Source organism: Bacillus sp. AG4(2022), assembly GCF_031844465.1.
Lineage (GTDB): Bacteria > Bacillota > Bacilli > Bacillales > Cytobacillaceae > Bacillus_AB > Bacillus_AB infantis.
This window is the reverse complement of the sequence record NZ_JAUZVH010000009.1, coordinates 45,508-71,774: the sequence shown is the minus strand read 5'-3', so window position 1 is coordinate 71,774 and position 26,267 is coordinate 45,508. Positions and strand designations below refer to the sequence as shown.

Genomic DNA, 26,267 nt, shown 5'->3' with positions numbered 1-26,267 from the left:
TTTGAAGAAAGTCATTATATTTTTAGTTATAATCATAGCACTATTTGCAGGTGTGGCAGTGCTCACCAGTATGCAGAATAAAGAAAAGGTATCCGGCAATAACCCATACGGAACAGAGAATCTGAAGTCTGAAACAATCGACCAGCTCGATGATCCGAACTACCAGAACATTATTCTCCCGGATGAACTGGAGAAAAAGCTTGAAGCAGGAGAAGACGCAACCGTCTACTTCTTCAGCCCTACATGCCCGCACTGCCAAAGGACAACCCCTGTTGTCGCCCCGCTGGCAGATGAAATGGGAGTCGACCTTGTACAATTCAACCTGTGGGAATTCGAAAACGGCTGGGACAACTACAACATAAACGAAACACCAACAATCGTCCAATACAAAGACGGCAAAGAAACAAACAGAATCACAGGCTCACAAGACAAAGAAGTATTCGAAGAATGGTTTAACGAGAATTCTAAATAAGAAAAAACGCGAAGGATCGCTCCTTCCCGTTTTTACGTTGTATATCAAAAAGACCTTAAAATTTTTTGTTAATAAACAAGCCCCTACTCGTAACATCGCAGGTTAATCCGGCCGGAATGTCTGCAGTTACAGACATTCCCGAATCAGAGCTGCATTACGGAAGGAGCTGGTTGTTATGCAGGATGTCCAACAATTAGCGGGTTTATACCTCTTAAGACTTTATTTATCTAGTGCTCCTGAAAAAGAGATTGAAACGAATCTTTAGTCCCGATTATTGGTTTTGCAGAAATGTACCAAAGTTTAAAAAGACCTGGTGGTTGGAGTGGAGGGCAACGCAGACTCCTGCGGGAAATAGCGGCAAAGCTGAGACCCCGCAGGAGCTTGCTCTGAGGAGGCTGAGCGCCGCCCCACGGAAAGCGAAGTGCCCGGAACGGAAACCAACAGCTCCATATTAAATAAAACACTATAAAAAAACAGGAAGAAGCACCCCCGCTCCTTCCCGTTCTTCAACTCACTACTTCTGCCCCATTTTAAACCAAAAGCTCATTCGCCGCTTTCGTATACACACTAAACATATCACCCTTCAGCTCTTTTGCATCAATAAAAGAGCTAAAGCCGAAAGGAAAGAATAATCCGAAATCTTTCAGGATATGTACATTCTTCTGAAAGATGCCCTCATATCGGTTTTCCGGATCAGAAGATTCCAGGATAGAAATCAGCGTCTGCAGGCTGGCGATCACCTGAAATGCTTCCTTCAAAGTCCCGAAATATTCAAAATGCCTGGTAGAAGTATGCAGCACCTTCAGCTTTTCAAACTCTTTAATATCCTCATCTGAAAAATAAGCAGGAAAAATAGATGTATAAAAATAATCTACCAGTTCCCTGATCCTCTCTTCCTGGTTAGGAGTCGATGCAAAAACTACTTTCACTGAAAACCCACCTTTGTAATCCTTGTAATCATTTCGTAACATATAATCCTAGAATAACATATCAGCCGAATCTCTAAGGGTGGTAATTATACCCATAGAGACGGCATTTTTTTACATAGCCTAGGAAATCGCGAATAAAGAAACCGCTTTTTTTTACATAAAAATATGTCTTTTGGCTTACCCGCTTACAATTATACAATATTGGAGCATACTGGGGAGATATGAATCGGCTGCCGGCATCCATTGCATGGAAACATTTTTCATGTATGATTTATATGTGAATTAACGGCTTACTATTATAGGAAAATACTGGCTGAAGGAGGGCTTTGTATCATTATGAAGAAAAAAGGTGAATGGTTTGAAATTATAATCCCCAGCCACTGGGAGGGCATGACGCTTGAGGAGCTTCTCCGCAGCCGCTGGAAGGCCCCTAAAAAGCAAATCCATTTGATGAGAATGGAAAAAAGCATATTAGTGGACGGCTCAGCTCCTGCCTGGACATCACCGCTTATTGAAGGCAGCAGGCTGGGGCTAAAGCTTTTTGCTGAAGAAGATTTCGGCGTAAAGCCTGCATACCATGAAATTGACGTGCTGTATGAGGATGATCATATGCTGATTCTCAACAAGCCTGCCGGCATGGATACTCACCCCAATGAGCCGATGCAGGAAGACACGCTTGCCAACGCAGCTGCCTTTCATCTCCTGGCCAAAGGGGAGTACCGCCAGGTCAAGCACATCCACCGCCTTGATAAAGATACAACCGGTGTTGTATTGTTCGCCAAGCATGCACTTGCAGGAGGCATGCTTGATCAGCTTCTTAAGGAAAGAAAAATCAAGCGGACCTATATCGCCATGGCGGACGGGGTCATTAAACAAAAAAAAGGGGTGATCCGCAAGCCCATTGGGCGGGACAGGCATCACCCTACAAGAAGGCGGGTTTCCCCAGGCGGTCAGGATGCGGTCACTCATTATGAAGTTGCTGCAATATTTCCAAGAGAGCAGCAGACCCTTGTGTCCTGCCGGCTGGAAACAGGAAGGACCCATCAGATCAGGGTCCACTTCAGTGATATGGGCCACCCATTGACTGGGGACAGATTGTATGGCGGCAGCCCGGCCTTTCCGCGGCAGGCCCTTCATGCTGCCAAGCTGGAGGTTCCGCATCCCTTTACAGAGGAAGCAGTGGTCTGTTACGCACCTGTAACTGACTGCCCGGAAATGTTCAGAGGCTTTCAGCCGGAGGAGCTTTAAATCTTTCTGCAGAAGCAAATGAAGGATTCATGCTGAGCCACCTGAGACCCTCTTTACTGCAAAAAGCCTTACAGAGGGTTCTAGTCCAGCTGACTAAGACCCTCTGGACTTTTAAAAGCCACACAGAGGGCTCTAGTCCAGCTGACTAAGACCCTCTGGACTCTTAATAGCCACACAGAGGGCTCTAGTCCAGCTGACTAAGGCCCTCTAGACTCTTAATTGCCTTACAGAGGGTTCTAGTCCAGCTGACTAAGGCCCTCTAGACTCTTAATTGCCTTACAGAGGGCTCTAGTCCAGCTGACTAAGACCCTCTGAACTCTTAATATCCCTGCAGAGGGTTCCTGTCATGCCGACTATCACCCTCCATCCCCTAAAACTCAAACAGATGACTCCAGCTGAATAAACTCAGACCCTCTATCCACCTAAAAAACCAAACAAAAGATTCCACTACACCCTAGTGAAACAAATAGATAATCAAACACAAAAAAGCCCCTAAAAAGGGGCTTTCTTGTATTAGTCTGCTTTACGCATACCTTTCATGATCAAGCTTAGTACAAATACCAGAACAACAGCACCGATAATGGCAGGGATAATAGCAAAGTCAGCTACGACAGGACCCCAGTCGCCAAGAATCAATGTACCTAACCAAGCTCCAACGAAACCTGCGATAATATTACCGATTACGCCGCCCGGAATGTCTCTTCCTACGATCATGCCGGCAATCCACCCGATGATTCCACCAATAATTAATGCCCAAAGAAAACTTAACATAATTTCTCACTCCTAATTAGTTTTTTGTTTTGCAGAATTAAGTTTATAAAAGCATCAGCTGTTGCCAGCTGGCTCTAACAGATTGACTGGCGCAAAGCCTTCTTCATCTCCGGCCTTTACCGCCACTTTTACACGGACCGGATCACGGTCCAGCACTTCCAGTTCGGTTCCTTTTTCTACAAGCAGCGCATCCTTTTCTTCTTCCAGCTGTTTGATTCCATCATAATCATTGATCTGGATGAAATCGTAGAGACTGTCATAGGCTTCTGGGGTCGCAGCGAGGTAAAAATCCTCCTCCGCTTTAACAGTATCCCCTTTTTCGACCATTTCTTGCTTAACAGTTTCTTTGCCTTCCTCTAATGCACCTTTAATCTTATCAATCGTATCAGGCGCATTTTCTTTAACATCATCAGCAGCCTCTTTGGTCTTCTCTTTGGCAGATTGAGCAACTTCCTCAACTGACTGTTCCAGTTCATCAGCCGCCTGATTCAGTTCCTGCTCAGCTTCCTGCCCGTTGCTGCAGCCTATAAGAAATATTAAGATGGCAATAATCGGTACCGAATAGAGTTTTTTCAATCATCACCCTCCTTTTCGGTTTGTTGTTTGCTGCTTGTACAAATAAATTACCCCAGCTTCAAAATCTAAAACATGCGTCTTCTTTCCTTTATTTGCTAGGGTGAATTTTTACACAGCGGGAAAACAAGATAGTTGGTCTTGTCTCTGCGCCAAAATGTTCTTGAAAAACCGAAAGCGGCTGCTCCCGCTGCAGCCGCCCATTTTATATAAACGGCTTCCGCCGATATTGTAATTATCTTCTTCCCCTGGAAAACTTGTCCAAAACTGATTTTCTGCAAAGATTTTTTCTAAAACGAGCCCAATTTTCCATCAGCAGAATTTGTGCCTAACAAAAAAGAATCCTGTTCAACAGGATTCTTCTGCACGCTTTATTCTTCAAGCAGGAAATCGGCCTTCTCCCCTCCGTAAAAGTACAGCCGGTGGAGCGGCCTGGTCATTCCCACATATAGAAGCTTAATATCGATTTCTGAAGATGCATCATATTTTTCATGTATCGAAACAATGAATACTGCATCAAATTCCAGTCCTTTGGATAGATAGGAAGGGACAATTACGATTTCATCCTTCGGAATGCTTTCCCGTTCTGCAAGCAGACGGACTTTTTCATCAGTCTCTTCCTTGAAATAATCGAATAAAGTCTGGCAGTCCTTCATTGTTTTACCGATGACAGCAAAGTTCTTTAGCTGTTCTTCCCGCAGCTCCTTTACCTTTTCTGCAATTTGCCGCGCGAGCCCGGCTCCTTCTTCTCTTTCTATAAAAGACGGGCTCTCACCATGCCTGACAACAGGTTCCACCTGCGGAAAGGAGTAGGGCAGGAGCTTCAGCAGGCGGTTTGCTTTTTCCATGATTTCTATTGTCGTCCGATAGCTTTTCTGAAGCTCAGTATAGGTAGCACGCGGGAATATCTCGGTGACGACCGGTTCCCAAGCCTTTAGCCCCCGATAAGAGTGGATTCCCTGAGCGAGATCTCCCACCAGCGTAAACATATCTGTATCACAGGCCTTTTTTAGAGCATATATCTCCATATAGCTGTAATCCTGGGCTTCATCAATGACAATATTTTTTGCCTTTAAATCTTTATCAACCCCGTAAAGCTCTGTCTGCAGATACAGAAGGGCAGCCAGATCTTCCCGTTCAACCTTCTTCTTGGAGAGAATGGAAAGTGAGTAGCTGCATAATTCTTCTGCTTCGCCTTTTGTCAGTTCATTCCCTGAAAAACGGACGATCCTTGACGGATCCTCGAAAAGCTCACGATAGTAATCCAGCGCCTTCTTTTTCGGAAACTGCTTCATATAGTCGGGCACAGCCCTTCTGATGCTCTTTTGGATCTCCTCCAGCCGCCCGGCTTTTTGATCAAGGGCATGCGAGACATATTCCCTTCTTTTATCCTGATCCTTGCCGCGGTATATGGCCCTGTCAATCCGGTCATCATAGTAGGCTTCAATTTTGGCGAGGATATTCTTTTTCTTCCTTTTCAAATCGCCTTGAAGGATGCTCTTAAGCTTTTCAAGCCTCCGGAAATAGGGAAGATAATGATAATCTTCATGAAAAAGCCTGATGAATTTCTTTCTGCTGAACAGGCGGAACTTATCCGCCATAAAGTCGTCAGAAGGATAAAAGCTATAAGAGATGCTCTTTAAGTACTGATCTAAAACGGTCTTGAACACCCGGGATCCCTTGATTTCTGAAACTCTGAGCCCGAATCCTTCTTCTTTTTCTTCAAGAAGCTGGATGAGCTTCCTGTCCTCTGCAATGGAGAAATTTCCGGATAGGCACTGCAGGACATACTCGGGAAACGTTGTCTGCCTGACTCTTTCCACACCTAGCTCAGGCAATGCTTCTGATATGTAGTCTATGAACAGCTGGCTCGGAGCCAGGATCATCAGCTGCTCCGGCAGGAAATTCTCTTTGTACTGATAGATGAAATAACTGATTCGGTGGAGGGCGATGGTTGTCTTTCCGCTTCCCGCTGCTCCCTGGACGATGATGGGCTTGTTCAGATCAGCCCTGATGATGCGGTTTTGCTCTTCCTGGATCGTTGAAATAATTTCAGTCAGCCGGCTGCTGGAGCTTTTGGCGAGGGAATCCTGAAGCAGTTCGTCGGTAGTGGTTAGATCGATGTCCCGGATTTCCTCCAGAATGCCATCCTCAATCATTAGCTGTCTTTTTAATGTCAGCTGGCCATCATAATTTTCACCGTAGGCCTCATATTCGACCCTTCCAAGCCTGCCTTCATAATAGAGATTGGCAATCGGGGACCTCCAGTCCACGATAATCTGCTCCTGGTTTTCCCTGGAATAGAGCGAGGTTTTTCCAATATACAGACTCTCCTTCTCTTCCTGGCCTTTATGCTGGTAATCAAGCCGGGCAAAATAAGGCTTTGGATGGGCATTTCGAAGGCTTGACAGCTCATCTTTGGACATTTCAAAAAAACGGGCGTTTGTCAAAATGGAGGAATAGCTTAAGCTTGATTCGAGCCAGTCCGTGTCCTGAAAGGCTTCTTTCATATTTTCCTTGAACTGGTCTTTGCTGGATTCAGCTGTTTTAATGACAGCCTCCATATATTTTCTGGTAAAATCGAGCCGTTCACTTTCCTTCTGATAATCGGGATGCTGGTCTGATGTCATATGTTTCTCCTTTCATTCCAATTCAGCCGCTTGAGAAAGAAGTTTATATGGGCTTGTAAGGAGCAGAAAGTTATATTATCAGAAAAGTCAACCACTTACAACACCTTTCTGTTTCAGCTGGAAAAAATGTAAATTCTCAGGATACTACCATATAAATTCTCAGCCAGTATAGTATTTATATTAAGTTTTTGTAAATTTTGAGCGAAATGCTACCTTATTCGACAAATTTCATATAAAATATTTTCGTTTGGGGGATTTTTTGCTGGAGCTGAGGCAGGGAATCGCCACAAATTTTGGATGAAAGAGCTTCTTTAGCGGGATAGCGGGTATACTATGTAACTAACCGGAACAGCAATTTGCCATCCGCTTAAGCAGCTTTTGGTTCTAGGCATTTAACAAATGGGGGTTTAAATATGGTTTTCAAGAAGAAGGACAAGTTTGCAATTTTGTTGAGCAGCATCTCTTCCAACGTAAAAGAGGGAGCTCACTATTTTGCCGATTACAAATTGAAAAACGTCAGTGATCTGAAGATTTTTTCCGAAACGATGAAAGAGTATGAAACAAAAGGCGACACATTTGTCCACGAGGTCATCAAAGAACTTAATAATGCTTTTATCACTCCGATCGAGCGTGAAGATATCCTCCACCTTGCGATGAGCATGGATGATGTCCTTGATGGGATTGAACATTGTGCTGCCTTGTTTGAGATGTACTCGATTACACAGGCAGACGATTATATGCTTAAATTTGTTGATGCCATCCGCAGCTGTTCATTGGAAATCGAAAAGGCCGTAGAGCTGCTTTCAACCAAAAAGCTTCTTGATATCAGAGAGCATGCCATCAAAATCAAGGATTACGAATCAAAATGTGACGGGGTCCTGCGCCAGTCCATCAAGCACTTATTTTCAGTTGAAAAAGATCCGATCCGCATCATTCAATATAAAGAAATTTATGAAAACCTGGAAGACATCGCTGACAGCTGCCAGAATGTCGCCAACACTCTAGAAACCATCATCATGAAGAATGCGTAAGGAGCTTTCATAAATGGATTCCATATTCATCATAACCATACTGATTGTCATAGGGGCATTGGCCTTCGACTTTATTAACGGCTTCCATGATACAGCCAACGCCATTGCTACAGCCGTCTCAACGAAAGCACTGAAGCCAAGGCATGCCATTATTCTTGCCGCCACGATGAACTTTGTCGGGGCTATGACCTTTACAGGAGTAGCCAAGACCATTACAAAAGATATTGTTGATCCCTTCACTCTGCAGAACGGATCAATTGTCATCCTGGCAGCATTAATTGCTGCGATCTTTTGGAATTTGCTCACTTGGTATTACGGAATTCCGAGCAGTTCATCTCATGCGATTATCGGCTCCATTGCAGGCGCTGCGATAGCAGCAGCAGGATTCCAGGCCCTTAATTACGGGGGCTTCATGAAAATCATCCAGGCGCTGATTTTCTCTCCGCTCATCGCATTTGTTGTTGGATTCATCGTATATAGCATTTTTAAAATTGTTTTTAAACACAATAACCTGACAAAAACAAACAGGAATTTCCGCCTGTTCCAGATTTTCACTGCTGCCCTGCAGTCATACACACATGGTACGAACGATGCCCAGAAAGCAATGGGGATCATTACAATGGCGCTCATTGCCAATAACTATGTCACAACTGATGATATCCCGTTCTGGGTCCAGTTCTCCTGTGCCTTGGCAATGGGGCTTGGTACTTCTGTCGGCGGCTGGAAAATCATCAAGACTGTCGGCGGCAAGATCATGAAAATTCGCCCTATCAACGGTGTTGCAGCTGATTTGACCGGCGCAGCCATCATCTTCGGTGCAACGGCAATACACCTGCCGGTCAGTACAACCCATGTCATTTCTTCTTCCATTCTTGGAGTGGGATCAGCCCACCGCCTAAAAGGCGTTAAATGGGGCACGGCACAGCGGATGCTGATCACCTGGGTCATCACCCTGCCGATTTCCGCTACGATTGCAGGTCTTGTGTACTTATTGCTGAATGCAATTTTCTAAACAAACAGCAAAAAAGCTATTGGAGCCAATCTCCAATAGCTTTTTTTTCATCCCAGATGCTTTTTCTGGAAGCGGGCTATGTTCTCATATTCGCCTTCAAGTGCTCTGGATAGGCGGATGAAGACCGGCAGCAGCTCCTGGTAAACAGCTGCATTCTCTGGATTCGGCTTATGGCTGAAGGTATCCCCCACCATGCCTGACACAATGCTCAGATCCTCGATTTCACCGACGGCATACAAGCCCAGGATGGCAGCGCCCAGGCAGGAGCTTTCATAGCTCTCAGGCACGACGACCTCCTGATTGAAAATATCAGCCATCATCTGCCTCCACAGCTCAGATCTTGCAAATCCGCCTGTCGCCTGGATTTTCTTCGGCTCCCCGATCAGTTCCTCCAGGGCCAGCAGGACGGTGAACAGATTATAAATAACCCCCTCAAGAACAGAGCGGATCATATGCTCTTTTTTATGGTGAAGACTGAGTCCGAAAAACGAACCTCTTGCATTGCTGTTCCATAACGGTGCTCTTTCGCCTGTCATATATGGATGGAAGATAAGGCCGTCCGCGCCGGGGCGGACCGCAGCCGCAATCTTTGTCAGCACATCATAGGCATCCATTCCCAGCCTCTTGGCAGTCTCCACCTCGGAGGCAGCAAGTTCGTCCCGGACCCAGCGGAAAATCATGCCGCCATTATTGACCGGTCCTCCTATCACCCAATGCTTTTCAGTGAGCGCATAGCAGAAAATCCTTCCTTTCGGATCTGTTACAGGCCTATCGGTCACAGCCCGGATGGCCCCGCTTGTTCCGATTGTAACAGCTACGACGCCTGGATCGATCGCGTTGACTCCAAGATTTGATAGTACCCCGTCGCTCGCTCCCACTACAAAAGGCACCGAGGCATCAAGTCCTGTCAGCTTCTGATATTCCTCTTTCAGGCCTTTCAGAGTATAGGTTGTCGGGACCGGCTCTGAAAGCTTATCCCCCTGAATTCCGGCTACCTCCAGCGCTTCAGCATCCCACGACAGATCTTTTAGATTGAACATGCCTGTTGCAGACGCAATGGAATAATCGACAATATACTCGCCAAAGAATTTGAAGAATACATATTCCTTGATTGAGATAAATTTCGCCGCCTGATTATAGATTTCTTTCTCCTCATTTTTCATCCAGAGCAGTTTGGATAATGGTGACATAGGATGGATAGGTGTACCTGTCCTCAAGTAGATTTCATGGCCGTTCAGGTTGCGTTTGATTTTCTCGGCCCATCCGGCGCTCCTGTTATCCGCCCATGTGATGCTTTTGGTCAGGGGTATCCCATCCCCATCCACAGCAATGAGGCTGTGCATGGCAGAACTGAAGCTCACGCACAGCAGGTCTGCTGAACTGATGCCCCCTTCTTCCATGCAGGCTTTTAGGGTGCCGGCCACAGCTGCCAGGATGATATCCGGATCCTGCTCTGCAGCCGAGGGGCTTGGCGTATGTAAAGGATAGCCGATGGAATGCTTGGCAGCCACCTTGCCTTCTTTATTAAAAAGGACAGACTTTGTGCTCGTCGTCCCGATGTCCACTCCTAGCATATATTTTTCAGCTGTCATATGAACCTCTCCAATCTTTTAAAGCTCTCTTTTTAAGTTTACAACGAATCAAAAATAACATACACCGATATGGATTCCCTTCCGGGGCAGCATGTCCGGAAAGCAGAAGAAGGAAGCGCTCCCGCTCCCTTTTTCCTTTATATTTATCTGCCTCTGGTTAAGAAATGAAGAATCCGATTATAAATACAACCAGGAATCCGACAATGGCAATCAAGCTTTCCATGACAGTCCAGGACTTCAGCGTGTCCTTAACATCAAGGCCGAAGTAGCGGTTAACAAGCCAGAACCCTGAGTCGTTGACATGCGAGAAAATGGTTGCGCCTGCCGCGATAGAGATTACAATCAATCCAAGGACCGGTCCTTCCAGTCCCATGATTTCAATAAGCGGGGCAATAAGGCCTGCCGCTGTTACCATCGCTACCGTTGCCGAACCCTGGGCCACACGCACAAATGTAGCAATCAGGAATGCGAGCAGGATCGGCGGCAGTGATGAAGAAGCCATCATATCCCCAAGAACCTGTCCAACGCCTGAATCAATCAGAACCTGTTTGAAGACACCGCCGGCACCGGTTACAAGGATGATGATCCCGGCTGGCTCAAGAGATTTTGTCGCAATATCCTGTACCTCCTGACGGGAGTAGCCGCGCTTCGTCCCAAGGAAATAGAATGCCAGCAGTGTAGCCAGCGTCAGAGCAACAAATGGATGTCCCATGAAAGTGAATACGGCACGCAAGCCGTTCCCTTCATCAAGTACAACACCGGACACTGTATTAATTAAAATCAGTACAAGCGGGATGAAGATGATGCTTGCAATCATTCCAAAGCTTGGAAGTTCCCTATCATATTCTTTTTCTTCAATATTCATATATTCCGGAATGGTGACATGAATCCTTTTGGCAATAAATTTACCGAACAGCGGACCAGCGATGATCATGGAAGGTATACCTGCTAAAATACCAAACAGGATCACCCAGCCCAAGTCTGCACCAATCAGGTCAGCTACCGCGATTGGGCCCGGAGTGGGCGGAATGAAGCTGTGTGTGACAGCCAATCCGGCCAGCAGCGGTATCCCGTAGTATAGAAGGGATTTACCAGTTTTCTTGGCCAGCCCGTAGACAATCGGCACAAGGATAATGAAGCCGACATCAAAGAATACTGGTATGGCTACAATGAAGCCCGTGATGCCCAGGGCCCACTGTGCTTTATCTTCCCCGAATTTCTTGATCATCGTCTGTGCCAGGCGCTCAGCACCGCCGGAAACCTCGAGCATCCGGCCGAACATAGCCCCGAGCCCGACTACGACAGCCACAAACCCGAGGGTTCCCCCCATGCCATTCTGGACAGATTCGATGACGCCTCCAAGCGGCATTCCTGCAGCAATCCCTACAAGCAGGCTGACAAGGAGCAATGCGACGAAAGCATGAAGCTTGGTTTTCATTACAAGAAACAGCAGCAGGAAGATTCCTGCCATTGCTACTAAAATAAGCATTGAACCAGACATTTTTGTTCCTCCCCTATTAAACGCTTACATTTTTAATTTTAATAATTTGGCAGAATACGAAATAATTTTCTTCTTTATCTATTAACCAACGAAAAAAAATTCTTTCGCCTTATGTTTTTATTATATAAAATATTTTTCTAATTGCAACCGTTTTCAAAGAAAATTTTTTCTTTTATAATAGTACTATAGAAAAATTTGATAGGGAGTGCGTCAATGGAAACTCTTTATTGCTTTGCCCGCATTAAAACCCATTATTCCAAATTCAGTGATAAAGAAAAAAGAATTGCTGACTATATTTTGGACAACCCCGAAAAAATAGTCCACAGCTCCATCAATCAGCTGGCAGATGATTTAGGGATTGCAGATTCAACGGTTTTCCGCTTCTGCAAAAGGATTGGCTTCAAAGGCTATCAGGCGCTGAAAATAGCCCTTGCCTCTGAGATTGTCGCACCGATAAAGGATATCCATGAGACGATCCAGGAGGAGGATGACATTCTTACGGTCTCGGAAAAAGTGTTCCGCTCAAACATCAATACATTGGAGGATACCTTGAAGCTGATAAGAGGAGGCGCTTTTGAAATGGCTGTGGAAGCAATCCTGCAGGCGGAAAAGGTTGAGTTTTTCGGAAGCGGGGGCTCAGGAATCATTGCCCAGGATGCCTACCACAAATTCATCCGGACCGGACTTACCGTTCATGCCAACAGTGATTCCCATTTGCAGCTCATGTCAGCTTCCCAGCTTTCCGATAAAGATACGGCCGTGTTCATTTCCCATTCAGGGGCAACGAAGGATATGATCGGAGTGCTGAAGGTGGCCAAGGAAAACGGCGCCAGGACGATCAGCATCACCAACTTTGCCAAAACCCCGCTGACCCAGCAGGCCGACATCGCCCTTTACACGGTTGCTGAAGAAACAGACTACCGCTCAGAGGCCCTGTCATCCCGCATTGCCCAGCTGAGCATCATTGACGCCTTATATGTAAACGTCATGATCGCCCGCAAAGATGAAGGAAAGCAGGCACTTCGGAAAATGAGAAATGCCATCTCTTCAAAACGGATTTAACCTCGAAAATGAAAACGCTTTATATGCTGCGTATTTCAGGTACGGCTGTGAACATCAAAATTCACAGCATAACCAGCAAAAAAAAAAGACTGCAGACATTCAATTTTCATTGAATTTATCTGCAGTCTTCAGATCTTGCTTAGGCAGGATCATTTTTTATTATTCGCCGCTTTTTACGACCGCATGGCCGCCGAATTCATTCCTGAGTGCTGCCACTACCTTACCGTGGAATGTATCATCCTCAAGTGAGCGATAGCGCATGAACTGGGACATCGCAATAACCGGGGCAGACGCCTGGAAGTCAAGTGCTGCCTCTACTGTCCATTTGCCTTCGCCTGAAGAATTCATGACGCCTCTGATGCCTTCAAGCTTAGGATCTTTGCTGAACGCATTCTCCAGAAGCTCAGACAGCCATGAACGGATAACAGAACCATTATTCCATACACGCGATACTTCTTTGTAGTCATAGTTGAAATTGCTTTTTTCAAGAATTTCAAAGCCTTCGGCAAAAGCTTGCATCATTCCGTACTCAATGCCATTGTGGACCATTTTCAGGAAGTGGCCGCTGCCGCGCTTTCCAGAGTAAAGATAGCCGTTTGGAACAGAAATATCAGCAAACAGCTGCTCAACCTGGCTGAAAGCTTCTTTGTCGCCGCCAATCATCGTGCAGACGCCATGGCGTGCACCTTCCTGGCCGCCGCTTGTTCCGCAGTCGATATAATGGATGCCCTCCTCTGCCAGCTCATCTCCGCGGCGCAGAGTTTCCTTGTAGTTGGAGTTTCCGCCGTCAATGATGATATCTCCTTCTGTCAGCACGGCTGCTGCACTGCTCAGAACCTTTTCTGTGATGTCGCCAGCAGGCACCATCATCCAGATGACCTTAGGAGAAGGGAGCTTTGCTGCAAGCTCTTCTATCGAAGCTGCCGTCGCGACGCCTTCTGCCGAAATCTTTTCCATTGCTTCTGTATTTACATCATTAGCCACCACTTCATGGCCTTTGTCTCTCATATTAAGGGCAAGATTATATCCCATTTTGCCCAGTCCGATTATACCTAGCTTCACGTTTCTTCCTCCTATGTACAGCATAAGCCTTTGATTAAAATCCTTTTCAACTATAACATTTTATCTCCAAAAATCAATCACTACAACCTCTGCCCAATTACCTTATTCATGCCCTATTTCTGCTGGATTATTTTATAGCCCTTTTAAATCTGCTGAATGCACAGCCCGCTCCAGCTGAGATGCCATTTTTTCTTTATTATCCTCTGGCGGTATATTTCCCTTTTCTCTTCATTCTCCAGGAAAAAACTGGTCGGCCTGACCACTCCGCTGACGGCATCTTCCACTCCCCAGGGGGCACCCAATTTAAGGCGGCCCTGATCCAGGGTAACAGCAAGCGCAGTTGCTGTTTCAGGAAATTTGGAAACAGCATCAATAGAAGAAGCGTAAGGAGGCATCCCGTTCCGGACAGCCATCCTTGCCTGATTTTTCACGGACCATGGAACACCGGGCAGCAGCCTCCCCAGCAGCTGTTCAGCCTCCTTTTCAGAAGCTTCACCAGTATTTTCTTTATCGAAAAATATGACATCGATATCCGGGAGAGGCGTCCTCTCCCGGATATCATGCAAAACATCCCATATCTTAGAGCGGACAAACCCGGCACAAATCCACCAGTCCGGCAGCCCGGCAGCTTCAGCCGCTTTCAGGATGTCCATCATCCAGCCGTCCTCCTGAATGGCCTTTACTATATCTTCTTCACTGTTTAATTCCATACACTCACTCCCCGGCAGCATGTCCCTTCAGACAGTTTTCCTTTCAATCAGGGCTGCTTCTGCCTCCATCTGTTTTACCTGTCCGCTCGTGAGCCTTTCGAGGAACAGCCTGAAAGCTGTTTTGCCCATTTCGTTTACAGGCAGATCCATCGTTGTAATCTGCAAAGCCCTGGAAATCGGATGATTATCAAAGCTTAAAACAGCAAGATCACCTGGTATCCTGAGTCCCAGCTTGCTCCATTCCGCAATGATGCCGGCTGCCACCTGATCGCTGCTGACGAGCAGCGCGTCCGGCCTCTCTGCCATCCCATAAAGCTGCCTGGCCACCCTTTCGCCATCCTCAATGCCCAGGCATCTGTCAAAAATCCAATCTTCTGTAACGGCGATATTCTGTTCTGCCAGTCCTTCAGAGAATGCCTGATAACGGAGGTTGCTGTTTGTGCCGGTTCTCCTGGCAATGCAATAGCCGATTCTCCTATACCCTTTAGACAGCAGATGATCGAGCCCCTGGCGAAACGCTTTATAATGGTCGATAAAGACAGCACTGACAGAAGGATGGTCCAGCTTTTCACAAATGACTGCAGGCATGCTGAGGCAGTACTCCTCCATTTTGCTCCAGCTGCTTTTCCGGGAAAGAATGATCATCCCATCAACCATCCTCATTTTCATCTTTGCTAGTGCCTCTATTTCTTTATCAGGATCATAGGCAGTCTGAAAAAGATGAAGCCCATACTCATGCTTTAACGCTTCCTCTCCAATTCCTTCCAGAAGGGAAGAAAAATAAGGATGATTCACATATGGCAGCATAACCCCTACCGTCTTGGTCTTCCCTCTTGACAGATGGACTGCATTGATATTCTGGATATAATCAAGTTTTTCAATGGCCTGCATGACGGCCAGCCGCTTTTCTTCAGCCACATAAGGATGCTTATTAAGCACCCTGGAAACTGTTGACACAGACACGTTTGCCAGTTTGGCAATTTCTCTGATATTCGCCATCCCCTGACCTCCTTGCTTATCAGCATTATAGCATGCTGCATTTTCACTTGCGCTGGAACGCATTTCATACTTTATGCTCCTCTTAGGGTTTGAGAAATTCAGGAAGGAGGATGCCGGATGCTAGGGATTTTATGCCTGCTGTTCCTATGCGCTTCAATAATATCAGCTGCTGCCTATAGCTTAAGCCTGAGAAAAGGCAGCAGCAAGGATCATGAAAAATAACATGAGCAGCATAACAGAAATGAACCATCCCTGGCCGCAGGGGATGGTTCAAGCACTAAAAGCTTCCCGGCATAGAAGAAATTTTCCAGCCGGCTTTTGTTTTTTCAAATTCAATATGAAAGGTTTCGTATAAAAGTGTATCACCGAGCGGGGCCTTTAAATCAAACTCTTTCACGTCACCGGCATCCTTCATCTGAAGGATTTCTGCATGCTGATAGCCCATGATGGACCCGCCGTCTGCATTAGGCTGCACGAGTCTTCCATTGTGGACCTTGATGCCTGAATGAGTGATATAAGCTGAAATGGCTTCGTTTGTAAAAGAAGATGAAAAATACTGGATCAGCTTTGATTCTGAATCAAGATCCCTGCCCATAAAGCGATAGTCCAATTCATTGATCGTTATGGATTCCATTTCTTCTATATTGCCTCCGCTTTGAACATGCCAGCGCTTTTGTGCCGCTTCATTGATGGCAGCAGCCAGCATTTCTTCCTCCAGGTTTTCGAGCTTCTGTACAGGAGAGCCCCTCTTCAGGCTGGAGATTATTTCATCCTTTTTGGATACTGCCAAGCTGTAAAGATCAAAAGCAGGACTGCCCGGGGGATAGGGGTTTTTCCAACCTTTCCTGACCATATATATAAAACGGTCATCCTCAAAAAGCTTCAGCATATCTTTTTCATCAATGGGTTCTCCCGCATCTTTAGGATAAATCACAATATCAAACAGCTGCCCTTTTTCCTCCCCCTCGGGCTTGATGCTAGCAGATAAACGGTATTCATTGCTTGGTCCGGGAGATCCCTCCACAGCCAAATAAGGAAACAAATCAAGCGGGATAGCGAGCGTCAGGTCAGGTTCGGGAATATATAAAGCAGTATCCTGTCCCTTCCTGTCTTCAAGCATTGCTATAATTTCGTCTTTCAGCTCTGAAAACTTGCTGTAACCCGGCATAATCATGTTTAGGTTCATGCCCTTTTCTATTGATTGGATTGCTTCTTCGGGCTTTCCTTCCTTCACCTGCGCTTCAGCCAGGAAATACCAGTATATTGCTGCATCAGGGACTTCAGCTGTCCTTGCTTTATAATATTGTGAAACTTTAGGGAAGTAAGCTGGATACAGCTCTTTATCAGAAGCAAAGCGGCTGCCGTCCCATGACAGCATATCAACCTGATACACGTCAGCAAGATCGCGTGCCCAGACGGCCAATGAATAGAAAGATCCTTCTTCAGGGCGGACCATTTCCAGCTCGTGATAGTTTTCCTGGCCAATCTTTTTCAGGGAGCCTTCAGCAAAGGAAAAAATATTGAGCGTGCTTCCTGCTGAAGCGCCGATGCTCCAGCCCAGCAATAGTTCATCCGCTCCATCCCCTGTCACGTCGGCGGCCGCACCCCAGCCAACATCAAATCCAATCCCTTTTATATCTTCCTGCAAAGTCCATTCTTTTTGCACTTTTTTGAGAACAAGAGTCCCTGGTTTGCCGGGGTCTCCTTTGAGCTTGTAGAAAACTGCCGCTTCCGGTGACCCATCTCCATCAAAATCCGCTTCCAGTATGCTGCTTCCTCCAACCGGCCTGTCAGGAACCGCTAAAATTGCATCTGCAGGGAGGAACCGCTTGGCGACAGGCTCAAGATTTTCTTTTTCCTGAATCTTTTCTGCCGGGGGCCTTGGCGCCTGTATAAGGCTGACCGGCTCAGGAAGAAACGTGCACCCTCCAAGCAGCAAAAAGCCCAGCAGTATGGTTATAAGTTTGAGTTTTCTCATTTTCCCCTCCACTCTCCCTCAAGGGCTAGAAGGAAATACATTCTTCCATCCTTACAAAGGCAGCCTGATATATGCGGCAGTTCCCTTTCCTCTCTCACTGGCCAGCTCAAACTGGCCTTGGTGTGCCGCTATGATCTCCTGGCAGATTGCAAGTCCAAGTCCGGTTCCTGCTCCATGGATTTTTCCTTTATAAAACTTTTCCTTTACTGCTTCCAGCTCATCGGAAGGTATCCCTGCCCCTGTATCACTGACGATAATGACTGCTTCCTTTTCCTTCCGCTTCAGAGCGACAGATATGGTGCCCTCTGCAGGCGTGAACTTCAAGCTGTTATCAAGAACATTCAGCAGCACCTGCTTCAGCCGATCTCTGTCTGCATTTAAAAAAAGGGGTTCTTCCGTTATTTCACTGGATAAAAGGATATTCTGGCGATTCGCCCGCGGTCTAAGCTGATTGACTGTCTGCTGGACCATTTTCTGCAGCAGGATACGCTCAAAAACAAAGCCCGCCTTCCCTGATGAAAGGCTTGATAGATCAAGCAGTTCACCGAGCAGATGGCTAAGCCTTTCACTTTCGTCTGTAATGATATCCAATCCTTCGGTGAACACCTTTTCATCCGTCATGCTCCGGAGTGTAAGGGCCCATCCTTTGACAGAGGTCAAAGGTGTCCTCAGCTCATGGGAAACAGAGGCAATAAATTCATTCTTCAGCTTCTCATGCTTTTCGGCTTCCTCGGCCATATAATTTAATGTATCGGCAAGCAGGCCAACTTCATCATCCCGCTCCTTCTTGATCCTCACTGAAAACTTTCCGGATGCCATCAGTTCTGCAGCCTCTGTTATACGGCTTACAGGCTTAATAATCGTATTCGCCAGAAAATAGCTTATAATCCCGGCAATCAGGATGACGGCGAGTCCGATCATAATTAATGCTGATGCATTTTGCAGGAAAACTTCATTAAGCTGTTCGAGTGAAGTTGTCAGCCTGATGGCACCTACCGGCTCTCCGGAAACGAGGATTGGCCTTGCTACAGAGAGAAGCTTTTCTCCAGCTTCGGTCCCCGTCCAATAGCCTGTAGTACCGGAAAGGGCAGATTCTATATCCTGAAAACCCTTCAGGCTTTTTCCTTCCGACAGGCTGCTCCCTGACAGCAGTGCTCCATCCTTGCCGACGATCTGCACCTTAGCATCAAGGAGGAAATTGTACTGCTGCAGGAGCTGATCTGCAGAATCCTTGAGCGGCCTAGTCTGGAAATATTGCTCATAATAAACGGAGAACATGCTCCCCTGATCCCTGAGCGCCTGCTTGACACCCCCCATATAATAAAGCCGCAGGGCTGACAGGATGACGGCCTCGAAAAGGGCCACTGTGATGATGATCATCACAAGGTAGCTTCCTGCAAGACGTTTTCCGATCCCATTTTTCATGACTTATGCCCGCTTTCCTGAAAGCAATAGCCATACCCCCAAACCGTTTTAAGAAACAAAGGGCTTGATGGTTCATCTTCTATTTTTTCCCGCAGCCTCCTGATATGGACATCCACTGTTTTCGGATCACCGAAATAATTCAATCCCCACACTTCGTCAAGAAGCTCATCCCTAGTGACTGGCTCATTCCGCTTTTGCAGGAAAAACTTCATCAGCTGGAATTCTCTTGCCGTCAATTTTACAAGCCTGCCCGACTTATACAGGCGCTGGGTTTTGACTTCAAGCAGGTAAGGGCCCAGCTCTAAGGCTGCAGGACGGACCGGGGAAGTATTCCTTGATGTCCGCCTCAGAACAGAGCGGATCCTTGCGGCAAGCTCAAGCGGGTTGAAGGGCTTGACAATATAGTCATCTGCCCCGATTTCAAGACCCATGATTTTGTCCATATCCTGCCCTCTTGCAGATAGGATAATGATGGGCAGATCCGGGTGCCGCTCCCTGAGCCTTGCACATATTTCAAAACCATCCATATCAGGAAGCATCACATCCAGCACCACGAGTGAAGGGTTTTTATCCTCCGCAAGTTGCAACGCCGTTTTCCCATCTCCCGCTTCAAGCACCTCGAAGTTGGATCTTTCAAGATTAAATAGAATAAGCTTCCGGATCGGCAATTCATCCTCGACAACCAAGATTTTTCCTTCTATCATTCTAGTGACCTCGCACATTCAAATTGATTTCATAATTTTATTTTACAACGGGTACTGATTTTGGAAAATATTTTCATTTGTATTTTCAGAAAAAAATGCCGTCCTGCCCCCTCGCTGCCTTCTGGTTAGAATGGAAGTTTTCCAGTACACTAGGATTAGAAAATCATCAGGGAGGTGCACACGATGCCTGACTGGTCATATCATCCGATATTCAAACCGATTCTGGAAAGGCTCCCGGGCGGAGCGGGACGGGAATTTATCCATAAAGGGATGAACACTCTCTCATCGCTGCCGGGCGGCAGGCACATCATTGAATTTCTTGGCCATATGTCTCCGGCACCTGAACTTCAAAAGACGATGCTTGGATACAGCTTTCAATCGCCTGTCGGCTTAAGCGGGAAAGTGGACCCCCTTCTTTCCGGTACAAAGGCTTTTACCGGGCTCGGCTTCGGTTTTCTGGAAGCCGGCCCTGTTTCTATGGAAGTGCAGCTTTCCAGCGGGACCGCTGTCAAGCATCAAGATGGATCGATTTCCTATCCTGTCCCGCTGGAGTCCATTGGAGTGGATAGGACGATCTCCCAGCTTGAAAAAATGAAAGCTGCCCATCAGCCGCTGTTCATCAGAATAGATTCACCTGCTTCCAGCATGGATTTGGCAGCAGCTGAAATTATCGAGCTGGCTGGACGCCTTTGCCCATATGCTTCGGCAATGATCATTGAAAACGGTTGGAGGTTTAAGCAGGATCACTATAGAAGGATTGCCGGTATTCTTAAAGGCAAACCTGTCCTCCTGGGCACTTCCCCCGCTGCCTTCCGGAAGCAGCAAACCGTTATTGCCGCTTTGGCAGATGAAGACCTGATTCAGGGGATTGTATTAGATGAAGAAGCGTCTTTTTCAGGCGGCAGGCAGACCTTCCCATTGAGCGCTCCAGAAGCTTTCACGGATTGTTTATCGACTATAAGAAACGCATATCCAGCTGGCTTTCCTGCAATTATCTCCGGGGGAGTCCTTGAGCCGGAGGATGCCATTTCATTATTTACAGCAGGAGCAGACTTGATTATGCTGTCGGGAGGATATGTTTCCTCAGGGCCCGGGCTTCCAAAGAGGATCAATGAAGCGGCTGCAGACCCCGAGGTTCATGCAGGAAGGGGGGATTTTGGAGGCTGGATGCTGTATTGGCTGTTTGGTCTTTTCATCCTGATTGGCGGGCTGATCGCCCTTTTTTTCAGCCTGACATCTGTCATTCTTCCCTATGATGAACATTTCCTTGGCATCAGCCGGGAAGACCTTATACTGATGAACCCGCTGCTCATCAAATTTATGCTGCACGACCGGATGACACTCGCCGGGACCATGATCTCCGGCGGAATCCTCTATATGGAGCTTGCCCGCCACGGTGCCAGGAACGGTCTCCACTGGGCACGGAAGGCCATCAATGCTGGCGCGGTGACTGGTTTTCTCGGAATCCTGCTGTTTATCGGATACGGCTACTTTGATTGGCTTCACGGACTTTTTTGGCTTATTCTGCTTCCCTTCTTTTTATTGGGGCTCCGGAACTCAAAGGAAGCCAATCAAAGGCCTCGTTCTATTAATAAAAAAAACACAGCAGCCTGGCGCAAAAGCCTCTGGGGGCAGCTGTGTTTTGTCATCCTTGGTTTTTCTTTTGTTATTGGGGGGATATCCATTTCCGCCATAGGTGCAACCGGTGTTTTCGTTCAGACTGATATCGGATATATCTGCATGACCCCTGAACAGATGAACAATCTCAATGAAAAGCTCATCCCGCTGATTGCCCATGACCGTGCCGGTTTTGGCAGCGCTTTGTTCAGTGTTGGCCTGCTGGTGCTGATGACCGCCCTATGGGGCTTCCGGCAAGGTGAGAAGTGGGTGTGGAGGATGCTCCTCATCGGCGGGATTCCTGCCTTTGCGGCAGGCATTCTTACCCATTTTTATATCGGCTATACCACCTTTTATCATCTCCTCCCTGCCTATTTTGCTTTTGGGCTTTATATAGCAGGGCTTGTGCTTACACGCAGATTTTTCCTGGATCAGGCTGCTGACTGAGGCAGCCTTTTAAAGAACGGGACTTATGATCAGCCGCTTTGAAGCAGCCTGACAGTCAGCTTTCTGATCAGGTCAGGCAGAATGCTAAAGGTATATGGCTTGTAGACTCTTTCTGTCCATTTATGTCCTCCCTTTCCATAGACTCCGATATTCAGGGAAGGAATATTCAGTGTTTTCATTTCTCCCAGCGGGACGGGAAAGAGCTTGTCCATTGCCGGGAAATTCTGCTTTAACAAGCCAATTTCATTATCTGACCCGCTGTATGAAAGAAAGCTGGCATCAGACAGGTAAGGGAAATACTTTCTCAGTTTAAATTCCTCGCCTGTCAGCATCTCCTCCTCTCTAAGCACTTCTTCTAGACAGCTCAGGATGATTCCACCCTCAATGTGATTCGCAGGAAGGAATGGAGGTGCAAAGAACAGGATTGCTCTCGGCTTTTTCTCGGGATCAAGCCGGTGAAGTGCCTCGACAGCTGCGAATGCAAGCATCCGCTCATCATTTTCATACTCTCCCGCTTCTTTAATGCTATCCCTCACAGCTTTCACAGGATCGAGCCCTAGTCCATCAAGATAATGGACCATTTCCGAAAAGGTGATGACCTCCATTCCCCAGTCATGACCTCCCCTGGGAAGGCTATTGGTGCGCCGATAAAGCTCATAGCTCTCCGACAGCCTCCTCTCAGCGTCAGTGCACGCTTCCATTGCAATCATCTTCAATTCCTTCATCAGCTCTACAGGCGATTTATTATAGATAAAATAATTAAAATACAGCTTGCAGCTTACGGCTGTCTGGACATCATAGCTTTTTTTGTCATCTTTCATATATAAGCAGCTCGGCGGCAGGATTAATTCATCTTCTACCTTTTCCGCAAGATTGAAGTTCTGGCTGATCCTTAGATTGAGCTCTGATGCTACAATCGTCGGGTCAAGCCCTGCAAGGCTTTCGCCTGCATGCGCTTCTCTCCCTGCAATATAAAAACACGGCAGCAGCTTGCCGGCAGTTCCTGCATAGATATACTTTCTGCTGTCTCCGTCGAACAGAGGGGAGATGAAGTCATTATTGATGCTGGCCCGGTATTGAAGCCCGTGCTCTGCTTTGAGCCGGAGCAGTTCCCCCAGTGCAGCCCGAATGCCTGTGTGCTGGCCTTCTTCATCCGCATTGAAGAGGACCAGCAAATTCCCGTCAAGCTCCTCTGGATGCTCTGAAAAATAAAGGAGATTTGCCAGGTGGACAGCAATTCCGCTTTGCATATCAAGCGCCCCTCGGCCAAAAAGCCATTCACCTGATCTTGCATCACTACAAAGCTCCATATCTGCTTCATATTGCGCAAAGAAAGCCTGCAGCCCGTCCGGATCATGGGCAATGGGCTTTAATGTGCCATAGTCTTCAATCCCTACCGTATCAAAATGGGCATGATAGAGGATTGTCTGCTTTCCCTTTCCTTTAATAAAAGCAAATACATTTTTCCTGGAAAAAGGGTCCGCTTCAATCTTCTGCTCCCAGCAAAAACTTGGGCGGGTTTTGAAATATGGAAAGGTGCCGATGATCTCCTTAATAAATTCTGCCTTCTTTCTTTCACCGTCTGTATTGGTATAGCTATCCCGCTTGATGAGCTCTGCTGTCAGCTTTTCCGCCTGTTCAAAGATTGTCAGTCCCTGCAATTCTGCATACATGCAAAATTCCCCCATTCAGTAATTGAAATAAGTGTAAAGTCTGCAGGATACAATAATCAACCCATTTTCAAATTATTTAAATTTTTTCCCGGTACCAGTTTTAAGCTGAAGTTTATGTGAAACCGAATGCATTCAGGCATTTTACAGAATAATAATGATTAGCACTTGAATTTCATTATAAAAACGAATATTATATTATTTGTGCTTTTTAAATGTTCGTATTTCCGGAGGTTTTTTATGTTTAAACTTAAAGATTATCAAACCAATGTGAAAACAGAGGTTCTAGCAGGCATCACAACGTTTTTGACGATGGTTTATATTGTAGTCGTCAATCCTGTCATCCTTTCAGATGCAGGTGTTCCTTTTGAGCAAGTATTCACAGCGACCATCATTGCTGCTGTTGCCGGGACATTGTGGATGGCCCTGTTCGCCAATTACCCGATAGCCATCGCCCCTGGAATGGGCTTGAATGCGTATTTCGCCTATTCAGTTGTGGGCACTCATGGAAATATTGATTATATGACGGCATTTGCAGCCGTTTTCGTTGCCGGGATCATCTTTATCATCCTGTCATTGACCCCTTTCCGGAAGAAGCTGATTGAAGCGATTCCTGAAAATCTGAAGCATGGCATCACGGCCGGGATCGGCTTGTTCATTGCCTTTATCGGACTGCGGCTTACGGGCATCATTACAAGCCATCCGACCAATCTGGTAGCACTTGGGGACCTTCATCAGCCATCTGCCGTGCTTGCGCTTATCGGCCTGGCCGTCACACTCGTCCTTATGGTATTGAATGTAAATGGCGCAATGTTTTTCGGAATGATCGCTACCGGACTGATTGCCTTTTTCACCGGCCAGCTCAGCTTTGAGCAAGGATTTGTTTCACTGCCGTCACTTCCTGATGGCCTGATCATTGCCAATCCGCTGTCAGCATTTGCGGAAGTCTTCCAGCATAGTCTGTATGCAGTCGTCTTCTCTTTCCTGCTTGTTACGATCTTCGATACAACAGGAACAATGATCGGCGTGGCCCAGCAGGCCGGGCTCATGAAAGGCAATACCATGCCGCGGGCGAGGGAGGCGCTTCTTTCTGACAGCATCGCTACCACAATCGGTGCAATGTTCGGTACAAGCCCGACCTCCGCATATATTGAATCTTCTTCAGGAGTAGCCGCAGGCGGCCGGACCGGCCTGACCTCCCTGACTGTAGCTGGTCTGTTTGTCCTTGCAGCCTTTTTCGGTCCGCTCGTAAGCGCGGTATCCGGACTTTCGGCCATCACTGCACCAGCACTGATCATTGTCGGCAGCCTGATGATGGGGAGCATTTCGCATATTAAATGGAATGAGCTGGATGAAGCATTCCCTGCCTTCCTGATCATCCTGAGCATGCCGCTGACATCAAGCATCGCAACAGGCATCGCACTTGGCTTCATCTCCTACCCGCTGATGAAAATCGTAAAAGGAAAATGGCGCGACGTCCACCCGCTTGTTTACCTTTTTGCCGTATTGTTCTTTTATCAGCTGGCGTTTTTGCCGCATTGATAGAAATGCGGAGGCGACTGTTCATTAGAGGAACGCGGACTAAGAACGCCACGTCCTGTGGCAACGTCCGCATGACCCACATCCTGTGGGCCTCAAGCATAAGACGCTTTGGAATTGAAGGCGTTCTTTGCCTTCGGTTCCAAAGTGGCTTATGACTCGAGCACCTAGGAGCCGGAGCTGGACAAATCGAAATGCGGAAAAGCCTTGCTCAGCCCCGACAAGCATAAGACGCGCCAGAATAAAAGGCGTTCTTTGCCTTTAATTCTGGCGTGGCTTATGACTCGAGGGGCTAGGCTTTGGAGCTGGACCAATCGAAATGACAAAAAGAGCAGCTGCATATGCAGCTGCTCTTTCTTTTATATCAGTACTTCAACCTTGGCATCCTTTTTCAGATCTTCAACCTGTTTGACCAGTACTTCCTGTTTCTTTTGGTCGTTAAGCTGTTCCTGGATTTTTGTTTTTATTTCTTCGTATTCCGGAACTGATTGCCCTTCAGGTGTTGATGCTTTCACTTGATCATAATATGCTTTTACTTCTTCTTCTGTAGCGGCATCTGCTTTAATTTCTTTATCGATATACTTATTTGATACGATAGAATCGCTGATTTGCCCCTTCAGCTCTTCTTCAGTCAATCCCGCATCCTTTAGGGCAGCGGCAAATTTCTTGTCATCGCCTTCGTATTGTTTCTTTATTTCATCCAGCTGGCCCTGCACCTCTTCTTCTGAGGCCTTGTAGCCTTTTTCAGCGGCTTCCTGCATGATTAAGCTTTGTCCGACCAGGCTGTCTATTGTCTGCTGCTTAATTTGTTCTGAGGCTTCCTTGGTAGTTGGATCCTGTCCGCTCATCTGGTAGCTCATTTGAGCATTCTGGAGCATACCGTTAAAATCCTTGCCCAGAATTTTATCATCATTGACAACAGCAACGGTTTCTTTTTCATCGACTTTTTGCTTGTCCAGTTTTTCCTGCATTTCCTTCATGCTGGCCTCCTGGCTCTTCTCTTCCTGCTTGCTTGCATTCTTATCTTCTGATTGAGCATTGTCCTCGTTCCCGCCGCAAGCAGTTAAAACGGCAGCGGTCAAGACTGCCAGCATCGTCCATTTAATCTTCTTCATGATCCGTCCCCTTTCGCCCTCCTGATAAGGGCTATTTCTATAATTTTCTTATATAGTGGGCATTATAGCTGATATTTTCGCGAAAAGATACCAATCACCCATTACCAACTTTTGGAACATAGGCAGCAGCGCCCGACAAATATAGGAGTACGGGCTGTATCTTCCTGTTATTTTCCTCCC

At 46.8% G+C, this 26,267-nt stretch carries 21 protein-coding genes; 7 read left to right on the top strand and 14 right to left on the bottom strand.

All coding sequences use genetic code 11. The annotated features are described in order from the left end of the window. Position 1 precedes the first annotated feature (1 nt). Positions 2–472, top strand: a complete 471-nt coding sequence (locus tag Q9R36_RS21525) for a thioredoxin family protein (RefSeq protein WP_009795059.1) — start codon at positions 2–4, stop codon at positions 470–472. A gap of 530 nt (positions 473–1,002) precedes the next feature. Here the strand turns inward: Q9R36_RS21525 and Q9R36_RS21520 are convergent. Next, positions 1,003–1,401 (bottom strand): YhcU family protein, encoded by a 399-nt coding sequence (locus Q9R36_RS21520; RefSeq protein ID WP_022543532.1) that lies wholly within the window; start codon positions 1,399–1,401, stop codon positions 1,003–1,005. 336 nt (positions 1,402–1,737) lie between these two features. On the opposite strand from Q9R36_RS21520, the gene Q9R36_RS21515 reads away from it, so the two are divergent. Next, positions 1,738–2,649: an RluA family pseudouridine synthase gene (locus tag Q9R36_RS21515; RefSeq protein ID WP_253616493.1), complete on the top strand. Its 912-nt coding sequence runs from the start codon at positions 1,738–1,740 to the stop codon at positions 2,647–2,649. A 513-nt stretch (positions 2,650–3,162) separates the two neighbouring features. On the opposite strand, the gene Q9R36_RS21510 is transcribed toward Q9R36_RS21515, so the two are convergent. The 3 genes from Q9R36_RS21510 to helD all read right to left on the bottom strand — a co-directional run bounded on the left by Q9R36_RS21510 (position 3,163) and on the right by helD (position 6,623). Then, a complete protein-coding gene (locus tag Q9R36_RS21510; protein ID WP_009795056.1) occupies positions 3,163–3,420 on the bottom strand; it encodes a GlsB/YeaQ/YmgE family stress response membrane protein in 258 nt (85 codons plus the stop codon). A gap of 54 nt (positions 3,421–3,474) precedes the next feature. Beyond that, entirely contained in the window at positions 3,475–3,996 is a 522-nt protein-coding gene (locus tag Q9R36_RS21505) for an apolipoprotein A1/A4/E family protein (RefSeq protein WP_253616492.1), read from the bottom strand. 368 nt (positions 3,997–4,364) lie between these two features. Next, the gene (helD, locus tag Q9R36_RS21500; protein WP_253616491.1) at positions 4,365–6,623 is read right to left on the bottom strand and encodes an RNA polymerase recycling motor HelD; all 2,259 of its coding nucleotides are present in this window, start codon (positions 6,621–6,623) and stop codon (positions 4,365–4,367) included. Between the two features lie 413 nt (positions 6,624–7,036). Between helD and Q9R36_RS21495 the strand changes: the two genes are divergently transcribed. Both Q9R36_RS21495 and Q9R36_RS21490 read left to right on the top strand, forming a co-directional pair. Further along, positions 7,037–7,654, top strand: coding sequence for a DUF47 domain-containing protein (locus tag Q9R36_RS21495; protein WP_009795051.1), 618 nt, complete (start codon positions 7,037–7,039; stop codon positions 7,652–7,654). Between the two features lie 13 nt (positions 7,655–7,667). Then, positions 7,668–8,666 (top strand): inorganic phosphate transporter, encoded by a 999-nt coding sequence (locus tag Q9R36_RS21490; protein WP_009795050.1) that lies wholly within the window; start codon positions 7,668–7,670, stop codon positions 8,664–8,666. 47 nt (positions 8,667–8,713) lie between these two features. Here the strand turns inward: Q9R36_RS21490 and gntK are convergent, their stop codons facing one another. Continuing rightward, positions 8,714–10,258: a gluconokinase gene (gntK, locus tag Q9R36_RS21485; protein ID WP_009795049.1), complete on the bottom strand. Its 1,545-nt coding sequence runs from the start codon at positions 10,256–10,258 to the stop codon at positions 8,714–8,716. 157 nt (positions 10,259–10,415) lie between these two features. Continuing rightward, positions 10,416–11,759: a GntP family permease gene (locus Q9R36_RS21480; RefSeq protein WP_022543531.1), complete on the bottom strand. Its 1,344-nt coding sequence runs from the start codon at positions 11,757–11,759 to the stop codon at positions 10,416–10,418. A gap of 213 nt (positions 11,760–11,972) precedes the next feature. Here Q9R36_RS21480 and Q9R36_RS21475 point away from each other — a divergent pair, with 213 nt between their 5' ends. Continuing rightward, the gene (locus tag Q9R36_RS21475; RefSeq protein WP_009795046.1) at positions 11,973–12,821 is read left to right on the top strand and encodes a MurR/RpiR family transcriptional regulator; all 849 of its coding nucleotides are present in this window, start codon (positions 11,973–11,975) and stop codon (positions 12,819–12,821) included. 159 nt (positions 12,822–12,980) lie between these two features. On the opposite strand, the gene gnd is transcribed toward Q9R36_RS21475, so the two are convergent. The 6 genes from gnd to Q9R36_RS21445 all read right to left on the bottom strand — a co-directional run bounded on the left by gnd (position 12,981) and on the right by Q9R36_RS21445 (position 19,699). Next, the gene (gene gnd, locus Q9R36_RS21470; protein WP_311225860.1) at positions 12,981–13,907 is read right to left on the bottom strand and encodes a phosphogluconate dehydrogenase (NAD(+)-dependent, decarboxylating); all 927 of its coding nucleotides are present in this window, start codon (positions 13,905–13,907) and stop codon (positions 12,981–12,983) included. A 119-nt stretch (positions 13,908–14,026) separates the two neighbouring features. Continuing rightward, entirely contained in the window at positions 14,027–14,593 is a 567-nt protein-coding gene (locus Q9R36_RS21465; protein WP_009795043.1) for a nucleotidyltransferase family protein, read from the bottom strand. Positions 14,594–14,620: 27 nt separating this feature from the next. Next, entirely contained in the window at positions 14,621–15,592 is a 972-nt protein-coding gene (locus Q9R36_RS21460; RefSeq protein ID WP_022543530.1) for a LacI family DNA-binding transcriptional regulator, read from the bottom strand. A gap of 277 nt (positions 15,593–15,869) precedes the next feature. Next, complete coding sequence (locus Q9R36_RS21455; RefSeq protein WP_311225859.1) at positions 15,870–17,570, bottom strand: IseA DL-endopeptidase inhibitor family protein; 1,701 nt, start codon at positions 17,568–17,570, stop codon at positions 15,870–15,872. A gap of 51 nt (positions 17,571–17,621) precedes the next feature. Further along, positions 17,622–18,995: a sensor histidine kinase gene (locus Q9R36_RS21450; RefSeq protein ID WP_311225858.1), complete on the bottom strand. Its 1,374-nt coding sequence runs from the start codon at positions 18,993–18,995 to the stop codon at positions 17,622–17,624. Continuing rightward, entirely contained in the window at positions 18,992–19,699 is a 708-nt protein-coding gene (locus tag Q9R36_RS21445; RefSeq protein WP_009795038.1) for a response regulator transcription factor, read from the bottom strand. Before Q9R36_RS21445 ends, Q9R36_RS21450 begins: the two co-directional genes overlap by 4 nt. Positions 19,700–19,882: 183 nt before the next feature. Between Q9R36_RS21445 and Q9R36_RS21440 the strand changes: the two genes are divergently transcribed. Continuing rightward, complete coding sequence (locus Q9R36_RS21440; RefSeq protein WP_311225857.1) at positions 19,883–21,763, top strand: beta/alpha barrel domain-containing protein; 1,881 nt, start codon at positions 19,883–19,885, stop codon at positions 21,761–21,763. Between the two features lie 29 nt (positions 21,764–21,792). On the opposite strand, the gene Q9R36_RS21435 is transcribed toward Q9R36_RS21440, so the two are convergent. Beyond that, positions 21,793–23,436 (bottom strand): M20/M25/M40 family metallo-hydrolase, encoded by a 1,644-nt coding sequence (locus tag Q9R36_RS21435; RefSeq protein WP_311225856.1) that lies wholly within the window; start codon positions 23,434–23,436, stop codon positions 21,793–21,795. 237 nt (positions 23,437–23,673) lie between these two features. Here Q9R36_RS21435 and Q9R36_RS21430 point away from each other — a divergent pair, with 237 nt between their 5' ends. Then, positions 23,674–24,975 carry an NCS2 family permease gene (locus Q9R36_RS21430; protein ID WP_009795035.1) on the top strand — a complete coding sequence of 434 codons (1,302 nt, stop codon included), beginning with the start codon at positions 23,674–23,676 and terminating at the stop codon, positions 24,973–24,975. Positions 24,976–25,331: 356 nt separating this feature from the next. Here the strand turns inward: Q9R36_RS21430 and Q9R36_RS21425 are convergent, their stop codons facing one another. Continuing rightward, positions 25,332–26,087 carry a SurA N-terminal domain-containing protein gene (locus tag Q9R36_RS21425; RefSeq protein ID WP_009795034.1) on the bottom strand — a complete coding sequence of 252 codons (756 nt, stop codon included), beginning with the start codon at positions 26,085–26,087 and terminating at the stop codon, positions 25,332–25,334. Positions 26,088–26,267 lie beyond the last annotated feature (180 nt).